This window comes from Streptomyces sp. (genome assembly GCF_035563135.1).
In the GTDB taxonomy this organism is placed as follows: Bacteria; Actinomycetota; Actinomycetes; order Streptomycetales; family Streptomycetaceae; genus Streptomyces.
Genome location: NZ_DATMVN010000030.1, coordinates 1 through 11,147, shown reverse-complemented (window position 1 = coordinate 11,147; position 11,147 = coordinate 1). Strand labels below are relative to the sequence as shown.

The window sequence follows — 11,147 nt, the reverse complement described above, 5'->3', positions numbered from 1 at the left end:
CCAGCTCCTTCTTCATGCGCTCCACCACCCCGTCGATCTGGCCGGCGAAGCCGTACACGATGCCGGACTGCATGGCCTCGACGGTGTTCTTGCCGATCACGCTGCGGGGCCGCGCCAGCTCGATCTTGCGGAGCTGGGCGCCCTTCACACCCAGGGCCTCCACGGAGATCTCGATGCCCGGCGCGATCACCCCGCCGGTGTACTCGCCCCGGGCGGAGACCGCGTCGAAGGTCGTGGCCGTGCCGAGGTCGACGACGATGGCCGGGCCGCCGTAGAGCTCGACGGCGGCGACCGCGTTGATGATGCGGTCCGCGCCGACCTCCTTCGGATTGTCCGTGAGGACCGGCACGCCCGTCTTGACGCCCGGCTCCACGAGGACCGCCGGGACATCGCCGTAGTAGCGGCGGGTGACCTCACGGAGCTCGTGCAGAACGGCGGGGACGGTGGAGCAGATCGCGATGCCCTCGATGCCGTCACCCAGTTCGACACCGAGCAGCGGGTGCATGCCCATCAGGCCCTGGAGCAGGACGGCCAGCTCGTCGGCGGTGCGGCGGGCGTCGGTGGAGATCCGCCAGTGTTCGACGATCTCCTCCCCGTCGAACAGGCCGAGGACGGTGTGGGAGTTGCCGACGTCGATGGTGAGCAGCATCAGGCGTCGGTCCCGTCGGTCGCTGCGGCGTCACGGAAGTCCAGGCCGATGTCGAGGATCGGCGAGGAGTGCGTGAGCGCGCCGACGGCCAGGTAGTCGACGCCGGCCTCGGCGTAGGCGCGGGCGGAGCCGAGGGTGAGCCGGCCCGAGGACTCCAGCACCGCGCGGCCGTCGACGAGGGCGACCGCTTCCGCGGTCCCGGCCGGGGTGAAGTTGTCCAGCAGGATCAGGTCCGCACCGGCGTCCAGCACCTCCCGGACCTGCTCCAGGGTGTCGACCTCGACCTCGATCGCGAGGTCGGGGAACGCCTTCCTGACCCGCTGGAACGCCTCGGCGACACCGCCGGCCGCGATCACGTGGTTGTCCTTGACCAGCGCCGCGTCCACCAGCGACATGCGGTGGTTGACCCCGCCGCCGCAGCGCACCGCGTACTTCTCGAGCGCGCGCAGTCCCGGAGTGGTCTTGCGGGTGTCGCGGACCGCCGCCTTGGTGCCTTCGAGCACATCGGCCCAGGCGCGGGTGGCGGTCGCGATCCCGGAGAGCCTGCAGAGCAGGTTGAGCGCGCTGCGCTCGCCGGTGAGCAGGTCACGGGTGCGGGTCGTGACCGTGAGCAGCTTCTGGCCGGCCACGACGCGGTCGCCGTCCTCGACGTGGCGCTCGACCTCGAACTCGTCGGTGCAGACGATGGACAGGACCGCCTCGGCGACGCGCAGGCCCGCGACGACGCCCGCCTCACGCGCGGTGAAGTCCCCGGTGGCCACGGAGTCCTCCGGGACGGTCGCCACGGTGGTGACGTCCTCGCCTCCGTCGAGGTCCTCCTCGATGGCGACGTGGGCGATGTCCTCGACCTGGACGGGGTCCAGCCCGGCGTCGGCCAGCAGCTGGGCCAGGGCGGGGTCCAGGCCGCACTCCAGGCCGTCGGGGTCGTAGCCGTCGCCGCAGCCGCAGCCGTCGCCGCAGCCGCCCCCGGATTCGGCGGGTGCGCCGATGTGGATCAGCGGGACGTCCACGGGTGCGGGGCGCGGATTCTCTTCGGGCGTGCTCACGGTTACGGCTCCTCGGGGGCGTCGGCGGGGTGGTTGCGGGGGCCGGCGGGCCGTGCTGTGTCTGCGGGGTCCGCCGGGTACCCGGGGCGTACGGGCGGGAAAGCGGCACCGTCCGTCGTGCGGACGACGGGCTGCCGGTCCGGGGCGATACGGACGACGAGGTGGCGGCGCCAGGCGGCGTCGTCGCGGTCGGGCCGGTCCTCGCGCCAGTGGCAGCCGCGGGTCTCCTCGCGTTCCCGGGCCGAGGCGACCAGGACCCGCGAGACGAGGAGCAGATTCGTGGCCTCCCACGCCTCCACCCCGGGCACGGCGTCCTTGGGGCCGTCCCCGTCGGCAGCGGCCTGCTGGAGCGCCTCCAGCTCCTCGGCCGCGGTGGCGAGGCTGCCGGCGGAGCGGATGACCCCGGCGCCCCTGGTCATGATCCGCTGGATCGTGGTCCGGGACTCCGCTGTGAGCAGCGGGACGGTGTGCGTTCCGGCGGGTTCCCCCGCCACCGCGCGCCGGGGGGCGGCCGTGGAACCGGCCCGGGGCCCCTCCACCACGTCGGCCGCGATGCGTTCCGCGAAGACCAGGCCCTCCAGGAGGGAGTTGGACGCCAGTCGGTTCGCACCGTGCACGCCCGTGCAGGCGACCTCTCCGCAGGCGTACAGGCCGGGCACCGTCGTACGGCCGCGGAGGTCCGTACGGATGCCGCCCGAGGCGTAGTGCGCGGCGGGGGCCACCGGGATCGGCCGGGTGACGGGGTCGATGCCGTGGGCGCGGCAGGCGGCGAGGATCGTCGGGAAGCGCCGCTCCCACATCCCGGCGCCGAAGTGGCGGGCGTCGAGATACATGTGCTCGGTGCCCCGCAGATGCATCTGGCGGGTGATCGCCTTGGCGACGATGTCGCGGGGCGCCAGCTCGGCCAGTTCGTGCTGCCCGAGCATGAAGCGGGTGCCGAAGGCGTCGACGAGATGGGCTCCCTCGCCGCGTACCGCTTCGGACACCAGCGGCTGCTGGCCCTCGGAATCGGCGCCGAGGAACAGGACGGTCGGATGGAACTGGACGAATTCGAGATCGGAGACCTCGGCCCCCGCCCGCAGTGCCAGCGCCACCCCGTCGCCCGTGGAGACCGGCGGATTGGTGGTCGCGGAGAAGACCTGGCCCATGCCGCCGGTGGCGAGGACCACGGCCGGGGCGTGGACGGCGCCGACCCCGTCGTGCTGGCCCTCACCCATGACGTGCAGGGTGACGCCCCGGGTACGGCCTTCCGCGTCCTGGAGCAGGTCCAGGACCAGGGCGTTCTCGATGGTGCGCAGGGCCGCCGAACGGACCGCCTCGACCAGGGCCCGGGAGATCTCGGCGCCCGTGGCGTCGCCCCCGGCGTGCGCGATGCGGCGGCGGTGGTGACCGCCCTCACGGGTCAGGGCGATCGCCCCGGTGTCGGTGGTGTCGAAGTGCGCGCCGGTGCCGATCAGCCGGCGTACGGCGTCGGGTCCCTCCGTGACGAGGGCACGCACCGCCGTCTCGTCGCACAGGCCTGCCCCGGCGACCAGGGTGTCGTCGAGGTGCTGCTCCGGGGTGTCGCCCTCGCCGAGCGCCGCGGCGATGCCGCCCTGCGCCCAGCGGGTGGAGCCGTCGTCCAGGCGGGCCTTGGTGACGACCACGGTCGAGAGGCCCGCCGCGGCACAGCGCAGGGCGGTGGTGAGACCGGCCACGCCGGAGCCGACCACGACGACGTCCGCGTCGATGGCCCAGCCGGGGGCGGGGGCGGTCAGCCGTATTCCGGTCACGAGGGGGCTCCGAGGGTCAGCGGGATGTTGTCGATCAGACGGGTGGCCCCCACCCGCGCCGCGACGGCGAGGACCGCCTCGCCGCTGACGCGGTCGTCGGGGAACTCGGTGAAGTCCGCCGGGTCCACGAGCGCCACGTAGTCCAGGTCGAGGGGCACCGCCTCCCCGGCCGCCTCGTCCAGGACGGCCCGTGCTGCGGCCAGCACCGCGGCGGGCGTGACGGTCGGCCGGGCCAGCTCCACGGCCTGCGTGTCGGCGGCCGCACGGGCCTCCCCGAGCCGGGTGAGGGCGGCGGCACGGCCCTCGCCCGCCGGGGCCGTCCGGGCGCGGGCGTGCAGCGTCTGCTGGGCGGCCAGCCGGTCACGCGCGGCGAACAGGGCCCTGGGCAGGACCAGCGCGGTCCGGCGCTCCTGAGCGGACAGGAAGCGGTTGCGGCTGGAGAGCGCGAGACCGTCCGGGTCGCGGACGGTCGGCACCGCGACGATGTCGATGCCGAAGTTGAGATCGCGCACCATGCGGCGGACCAGTGCCAGCTGCTGGGCGTCCTTCTGTCCGAAGAACGCCGCGTCCGGCCGGGTGAGGTGGAGGAGCTTGGCGACGACGGTGAGCATGCCGTCGAAGTGCCCGGGGCGGGAGGCGCCTTCCAGCCGCTCGCCCATGGGGCCCGCAGTGATCCTGACCTGGGGGTCGCCACCGGGGTAGACCTCGTCGGCGGAGGGGGCGAAGACCGCGTCGGCGCCGGCTTCCGAGGCGACGGCGAGGTCGGCCTCCAGCGTGCGGGGGTAACGGTCGAGGTCGGCGGCCTCGCCGAACTGGAGCGGGTTGACGAACACGGTGACCACGACCTGGCCGCCGGGTCCCACGGCCGCCCGCGCCGCACGGATCAGGGTGGCGTGGCCGTCGTGGAGCGCGCCCATCGTCATCACGACGGCGCGGCGTGCCCCGGCGGACCGGCCCAGGGCGTCCAGTTCCTCGGTGGAGCGCAGCAGGGTGGCGGGTGCGGTGTTCATCGTTTCTCCCCCGGTCCGGTTCCGTCCGGGCCGTGTGTTCCGTTCGTTCCGTCGGCGGCGTTGCTGTCCGACAGGACGCCGAGGAGGTCCTCGGCCAGCTCCGCCTTGAGCAGGCCGTGGTCCAGCGCCCGGTCGGCCGTGGCGCGCGCCATGGCGAGGTACCCGGCCACCGTCTGCGGGGCGTGGGCGCGCAGCTCGCGGATGTGCGCGGACACCGTCCCCGCGTCGCCCCGGGCGACGGGCCCGGTCAGCGCCGCGTCACCGGAGCGCAGGGCGTTGTCGAGGGCGGCCCCGAGCAGGGGTCCGAGCATCCTGTCGGGCGCCCCCACGCCGGCTTTGCGGAGCAGCTCCATGGACTGTGCGACGAGGGTGACCAGGTGATTCGCTCCGAGGGCGAGCGCCGCGTGGTAGAGCGGCCGGAACTCCTCGGCGATCCGTTCGGGCTCACCGCCCATCTCGATGACGAGCGCCTCCGCGGCGAGCCTGAGCTCCTCGGGGGCGGTGACTCCGAAGGAGCAGCCCGCCAGCCGCTGGACGTCGACGGAGGTGCCGGTGAAGGTCATCGCCGGATGCAGGGCGAGCGGGAGGGCGCCGGCCCGCAGCGCGGGGTCCAGCACCCTCGTCCCGTACCGCCCGGAGGTGTGGACGAGCAGCTGGCCCGGTCGTACGGCACCGGTCTCGGCGAGGCCTTCCACCAGCCCGGGCAACGCGTCGTCGGGGACGGTCAGCAGCACGAGATCGGCGCGCGCGAGGACCTCGGCGGGCGTCACCAGGGGGACGCCCGGGAGCAGTGCGGCGGCCCGGCGCACGGAGGCGTCGGACACGCCCGAGACCGCGACCGGGCGGTGCCCGGCGAGCTGGAGCGAGGCGGCGAGAGCCGGGCCGACCCGTCCCGCGCCGACGACGCCGACGGTGAGGCGGGCGGGGCGGTCCCTCGCGTCGAGGGTTTCCTTGGACACTGATGCGTTCACGCGGCGATGGCCTTCCGTTCCAGTCCGCGGGGGGTACCGGACGATTTCTCTGCATGCTACGCCAGCGTTTCGACACGCCACCCGGACGTCCACACCCTGTGGATAACCTCGGGCGACAGGGGAGCCCCCGGTGAGCGGTCCCAGCGGCCCGGGTGATGATCGTCCCATGGCAGTCACCGATGAGCAGCAACAGCGGAACCGCAGGCTGGCCGCCTGGCAGCGGTCGGAGAAGGTGCTGGCGCGGATGTCCGCGGACCGCACGCTGGCCGAGCGGCTGGCCGCGCTGGCCTCCGACGCCGGCACGGTCCACGACCTGGACGAGTGGACGGATGTGTACGGCGGCGGGGTCGTCGCCGAGGTCGAACGGCGCACGGCGGAGCTGCTGGGCATGGACGCCGCCGCGTTCTTCCCGACCGGGACGATGGCCCAGCAGGTCGCGCTGCGGTGCTGGGCGGGACGTACGGGTGATCCGGTCGTGGCCCTGCACCCGCTCTCCCACCCGGAGGTGCACGAGCGGGGCGCACTCGCCTCGGTGAGCGGGCTGCGCACGGTGCATCCGACGGCGGCGCCCCGGCACGCCACGGCGGACGAGATCCGGGACCTCGCCGAGCCGTTCGGCACGCTGATGCTGGAACTGCCGCTGCGGGACGCGGGTTTCGTCCTGCCCTCCTGGGAGGAGCTGGAGGCCGTCGTGGCCGCCGCGCGGGAGCGGGACGCCGTGGTGCATCTGGACGGGGCGCGCCTCTGGGAGTGCACCTCGCACTTCGGGCGTGGCCTGCCCGGGATAGCGGCCCTCGCCGACAGTGTGTACGTGTCGTTCTACAAGTCCCTGGACGGACTGTCCGGAGCGGTGCTCGCCGGCCCCGAGTCGCTGATCGAGGAGGCGAGGACCTGGCGCCACCGTTACGGCGGTCAGGTCTTCCAGCAGTACCCGGCGGCCCTCTCCGCCCTGCTGGGCCTGGAGCGGGAGCTGCCGAGGCTGCCGTCGTACGTGGCGCACGCGAAGGTGGTCGCCGGGGCCCTGGCGGAGGGCTTCGCGGAGTCGGAGGTGCCGTGGTCCCGGGTGCACCCGCAGCCACCGCACACACATCAGTTCCAGGTCTGGCTGCCGTACGCGGCAGAGGTGCTGGACGAGGCGTCCGTGCGGCAGGCCGAGGAGACGGGCGTGACCCTCTTCCGCCGCTGGTCCGCGGCTCCGGCCGGTCCGCCCGGGGTCTCTTTCACCGAGGTCACGGTGGCGGCGCCGGGGCTGGAGTGGACGGCCGGCGACGTGGTGGAAGCGGTGGCGGACTTCGTGGAGCGGCTGGCGTAGGCGGTTCAGTTCCGCGAGACGACCGGCGCGGACGGCCGGACGGTTCAGGTCCGGCCCGACGGTTCAGGCCCGGCCCGGGCGGTTCAGGCCCGGCCCGGGCGGTTCAGGGGAGAGGTGGCAGGCGCGCCGACGTCCAGGCACGGATGCGCCTGCGGATGATGCGCAGAACGTCCCGGTCGTGCGTCCCGGGCAGTGGGGGCTGCGCCTCACCGTGCTGCGCGGCGCGGCAGCTGTCGAGCATGTGCTGCTGAACGATGTCCATGGGTCCAGCCTGGCTCCGGCCCGGCGGGCGCGCCCGTGGATTGACGGCCGCAGTCAAGTGGCGCCGGACTCCGCCCCCGCAGCCCTCACCATGGAGGGGTGAGTGTGCACATCGACATCGCGGGCCTGCCTCCCGAGCGCATAGTTTTCGAGACCTCCCCCCTCGCCGAGCTGGGGCTCGCCCTCCACGCGCTCTCCGAGCCGGGGCACCACCCCGGCCTGCACGGCTGGGTGACGGCGACGGCCGCCTCCCTGGAGCCGGACCTCGCGGACCGGCTGAGCGAGGCGGAGTTCCTGTGGCGGAACACCTTCTCCGACGTCTTCCTGCCGTTCGCCGGTGTCCGCGGCGGTGACGGCAGGACCGGAGCGACCCTCGCCGAGGACCTGGACATCCTCGACAGGCTGGACGACGAGCGGTTCGTCGCCGCCGCTCTGGAGTTCACCTGCACGGGCATGTACGGGACGGGGGCGCCGTCCCCGCTCTCCGACCCCCGGACGCGGGCCCGCGCGCTGGACATGGCGGCGGCCAGGGGCCCGAAGCAGGTGAAGTTCAGCCGGCAGCTCCTGGGCGACCCCGACTCCGTACGCGGCTGGGTCAGGCGCCTCTTCGAGGACTGCGACCAGGCGTTCTTCGCCGGCACCTGGGAGCGGGTCCGGATCCAGCTCGCGGCCGACGCCCGGCACAAGACGGAGGTGCTGCGGCACAAGGGCGCCGCCGCGGCGATGGATGCGGTCTCCGCGGCCCTGACGCTGGACGAGGAGGCCGGCCGGATCAGTGCCGACAAGCTGACCGAGGGCCGTACCGACGCCACCGGCACCGGGCTGACCCTCGTCCCGACCGCCTTCGGCTGGCCGCACCTGACGGTGCTGCACGCCCCCGGCTGGCGTCCGGTGATCCACTACCCGGTGCACCGCCCCGAGCTGCCCTCCCCCGCCTCCGTCGAGCTGCTCCAGCTCCGGATGGAGGCACTGGCCCACCCCATGCGGATGCGCATCTGCCGCAACCTGGCCCGTTCCCCGTACACCACGGGCGAACTCGCCGACTCGCACGGCATCACACCTCCCGAGGTGTCCCGGCACCTCGCGCTCCTCAAGAAGGCCGGTCTGGTCACCACGCGACGGCGCGGGCGGTACGTCCTGCACTCGCTGGACCTGACGGTCGTGGCCCGTCTGGGCAGCGACTTCCTGGAGGGCGTACTGCGGTGACCCCGGGCGGGGTCAGCCCGTTCCGCCGCCCGCCCTGACCAGGCCCGTCTCGTACGCGAGGACGACCACCTGGACGCGGTCGCGCAGGCCCAGCTTGGTGAGGATGCGGCCCACGTGGGTCTTCACGGTCGCTTCGGACAGGACCAGACGGCCCGCGATCTCGCCGTTCGACAGGCCCTGGGCGACCAGCAGCATCACCTCGCGCTCACGCTCGGTCAGCTTCTCGACGTGCTTGTGCTGAGGCTCCTTCCGGCCGCTCGGCAGCATCGGCGAGAACCGGTCGAGCAGCCTGCGGGTCGTGGACGGGGCCACGACGGCGTCGCCGCTGTGCACCGAACGGATGGCGGAGAGCAGCTCACCGGGCGGCACGTCCTTGAGCATGAACCCGCTGGCGCCCGCCTTCAGCCCGGAGAACGCGTACTCGTCCAGGTCGAACGTGGTCAGGATCAGCACCTTGGGCGGATCGGTCCGCGCACAGATGCGCCGGGTCGCCTCGACGCCGTCCAGGCGTGGCATGCGCACATCCATGAGCACCACGTCGACGGCCGTGGACCGCAGCACCTCGATCGCCTCGGCCCCGTCGCCCGCCTCCGCGACGACCTCCATGTCCGGCTGGGCGGCGAGCACCATCCGGAAACCGGTGCGCAGCAGCGCCTGGTCGTCGACGAGCATCACTCGGATCGCCATGAGCTGTCCTGTCCTTCTGTCACTGGTCGGCCGGCTTGAGCGGGAGCAGGGCGCTGATCCGGAAGCCGCCGCCCTGGCGCGGTCCCGCGTCCAGCGTGCCGCCGACCATGCCGACCCGCTCGCGCATGCCGATCATTCCCTGGCCCGCACCGTCGGCCCCGCCGTCCTGGTAGAGCTCGTGCGGGGCGCCGCGGCCGTCGTCCTCGACGAGCAGGCCGAGCCCGTCGTCGAAGTAGACCAGCCGCACGCTCGCCCCGGCGCCCGGACCGCCGTGCTTACGGGTGTTGGTGAGCGCCTCCTGGACGATGCGGTACGCGGTCAGCTCGACCCCGCTCGGCAGCGGGCGCGGAGTGCCCTCGATCTTGAAGTCCACTGTGAGGCCCGTCTCCCTGACCTTGCCGACGAGCTCCTCGATCTGCTCGACATCGGGCTGCGGGACGTACTCCCCGCTCTCCGGGGAATCGCCGGTCCTGAGCACTCCGAGCAGCCGCCGCATCTCGGCGAGTGCCTGGCGGCCGGTGCCGGAGATGGTCTCCAGCGCCTGCCGGGCCTGCTCGGGGGACGAGTCCATGACATACGCGGCGCCGTCGGCCTGGACCACCATCACCGAGACGTTGTGCGCGACGACGTCGTGCAGTTCACGGGCGATGCGGGCGCGTTCGGCGGCCACGGCGACCTTCGACTGCGCCTCCCGCTCGCGCTCCAGCCGGGCGGCCCGCTCCTCCAGCTGGTCGAAGTAGGCCCGTCGGGTGCGTATCGAGTCGCCGAGCACCCAGGCCAGGACGAAGGGCACGGTCATGACGGCGATGTAGAAGGCCGTCTGCACCCAGCCGCCCGACGGGGCGTCGTCGGGCCAGCGCAGCCGTGAGATCCCCGCCGCCGTCAGGCTGCATCCGAGGGCGAGCCGGGACGCCCAGCGCTCCCCGACCGTGGCCACGGTGTAGGTGATCACCAGCAGGGCGAAGTCGGCCGCGCCGGGCCGCACCCCGAGCACCAGCTGGGCGAGCCCCATCAGGATCGCGAGCAGCAGCATCTTCTCCGGCGCGCGCCGGCGCAGCGCGACCACGGCGCACAGGCCCACGGCGATCGGCACGGCGGCCACGCGCTCCCGGCCGGTACCGGCCTGATCGGCCACGATGGACACACCGGAGAACCCGAGGAGGAGGACAGCCCAGAGGATGTCGACGCCCGTCGGGTGTCTGCGGAGGAAATCGTAGAAGTGCTGCACGTTACCCAGCGTAGGGACAGGTGATCGGTGCCCGGGTCAGCCGAAGGGCCGATCCGGGTCCAGGGACCGTACTCCCCAAGGTGGAGACTTGCCTACGTGACGTATGACTGGTGCCGCTGGCGGGAAGCCGCAGAGACCGCTTTGTACGGGGAAGAGGGGTTCTACCGGCGCCCGGAGGGGCCCGCGGGTCATTTCCGCACCTCGGTGCACGCCTCCCCCTTGTTCGCCACCGCCGTCGCCCGGCTGCTGGCCGCCACGGCACGGGAACTGGGGACGGACTCGGTCGGCCTGGTGGACGTGGGGGCGGGCCGCGGCGAGCTGCTGACCGGGGTACTGGCGGCGCTGCGCGACGGGGACCTGGCCCCCGGTCTCGACGTCCGGGCGTACGCCGTGGAGGTCGCCCCGCGCCCGCCGGGCCTGGACCCGGCCGTCGAGTGGAGCGCGCAACTCCCGCAGGGGGTGCGGGGACTGCTGTTCGCCAACGAGTGGCTGGACAACGTCCCGGCCGACATCGCGGAGGCCGACGCCGACGGGGTCCCCCGCTATGTCCTCGTACGCAGGGCCGACGGCGCCGAACGGCTCGGCGATCCGGTGACCGGAGCCGACGCCCGGTGGCTGGACCGCTGGTGGCCGCTGTCGCGGCCCGGCGACCGCGCGGAGATCGGCCGGTCCCGTGACGAGGCCTGGGCCCGGGCCGTCGGGTCGCTGGCCGGCGGGACCGCGGTCGCCGTGGACTACGCACACGTACGGGCGTCGAGGCCGCCGTTCGGGACGCTCACGGGGTTCCGGGAAGGCCGCGAGGTGCCGCCCGTGCCCGACGGGAGCTGCGATCTGACCTCGCACGTGGCGCTGGACGCCTGTGCGGCGGCTGCGGGCGGCACGGCCGAGCTCCTGGACCAGCGGACGGCGCTGCGGGAACTGGGCATCAGCGGTGAACGCCCGCCGCTGGCGCAGGCGTCGGCCGATCCCGCCGGCTACGTGCGGGCGCTCGCCTCGGCCGGGGAG

11 protein-coding genes are annotated in these 11,147 nt (G+C 73.7%); 3 read left to right on the top strand and 8 right to left on the bottom strand.

Annotated features, from left to right (window positions below; genetic code table 11):
* The 5 genes from VN520_RS01560 to VN520_RS01540 form a co-directional block, all read right to left on the bottom strand.
* On the bottom strand, nucleotides 1-649 hold a 649-nt coding region (locus VN520_RS01560; RefSeq protein WP_325744996.1), incomplete at its 3' end, for a type III pantothenate kinase.
* On the bottom strand, nucleotides 649-1,695 hold the full coding sequence (gene nadC / locus VN520_RS01555) for a carboxylating nicotinate-nucleotide diphosphorylase (protein WP_325744995.1): 1,047 nt from the start codon (nucleotides 1,693-1,695) through the stop codon (nucleotides 649-651). The genes VN520_RS01560 and nadC, both read right to left, overlap by 1 nt.
* Before the next feature lie 2 nt (nucleotides 1,696-1,697).
* The gene (locus VN520_RS01550) at nucleotides 1,698-3,467 is read right to left on the bottom strand and encodes an L-aspartate oxidase (RefSeq protein ID WP_325744994.1); all 1,770 of its coding nucleotides are present in this window, start codon (nucleotides 3,465-3,467) and stop codon (nucleotides 1,698-1,700) included.
* A complete protein-coding gene (gene panC, locus VN520_RS01545) occupies nucleotides 3,464-4,477 on the bottom strand; it encodes a pantoate--beta-alanine ligase (RefSeq protein WP_325744993.1) in 1,014 nt (337 codons plus the stop codon). The genes VN520_RS01550 and panC overlap by 4 nt, the downstream gene beginning before the upstream one ends.
* Nucleotides 4,474-5,448 carry a Rossmann-like and DUF2520 domain-containing protein gene (locus VN520_RS01540; protein WP_325744992.1) on the bottom strand — a complete coding sequence of 325 codons (975 nt, stop codon included), beginning with the start codon at nucleotides 5,446-5,448 and terminating at the stop codon, nucleotides 4,474-4,476. Before VN520_RS01540 ends, panC begins: the two co-directional genes overlap by 4 nt.
* A 166-nt stretch (nucleotides 5,449-5,614) precedes the next feature.
* Here VN520_RS01540 and VN520_RS01535 point away from each other — a divergent pair, with 166 nt between their 5' ends.
* Entirely contained in the window at nucleotides 5,615-6,760 is a 1,146-nt protein-coding gene (locus tag VN520_RS01535) for a threonine aldolase family protein (RefSeq protein ID WP_325744991.1), read from the top strand.
* 103 nt (nucleotides 6,761-6,863) lie between these two features.
* Here the strand turns inward: VN520_RS01535 and VN520_RS01530 are convergent, their stop codons facing one another.
* A complete protein-coding gene (locus VN520_RS01530; protein ID WP_325744990.1) occupies nucleotides 6,864-7,022 on the bottom strand; it encodes a hypothetical protein in 159 nt (52 codons plus the stop codon).
* Nucleotides 7,023-7,126: 104 nt separating this feature from the next.
* On the opposite strand from VN520_RS01530, the gene VN520_RS01525 reads away from it, so the two are divergent.
* Entirely contained in the window at nucleotides 7,127-8,227 is a 1,101-nt protein-coding gene (locus tag VN520_RS01525) for a DUF5937 family protein (protein ID WP_325744997.1), read from the top strand.
* Between the two features lie 12 nt (nucleotides 8,228-8,239).
* On the opposite strand, the gene VN520_RS01520 is transcribed toward VN520_RS01525, so the two are convergent.
* Entirely contained in the window at nucleotides 8,240-8,914 is a 675-nt protein-coding gene (locus VN520_RS01520) for a response regulator transcription factor (protein WP_325744989.1), read from the bottom strand.
* 19 nt (nucleotides 8,915-8,933) lie between these two features.
* Nucleotides 8,934-10,142 carry a sensor histidine kinase gene (locus tag VN520_RS01515; RefSeq protein ID WP_325744988.1) on the bottom strand — a complete coding sequence of 403 codons (1,209 nt, stop codon included), beginning with the start codon at nucleotides 10,140-10,142 and terminating at the stop codon, nucleotides 8,934-8,936.
* Between the two features lie 96 nt (nucleotides 10,143-10,238).
* Between VN520_RS01515 and VN520_RS01510 the strand changes: the two genes are divergently transcribed.
* A partial coding sequence (locus VN520_RS01510; RefSeq protein WP_325744987.1) for an SAM-dependent methyltransferase occupies nucleotides 10,239-11,147 on the top strand: 909 nt, incomplete at its 3' end.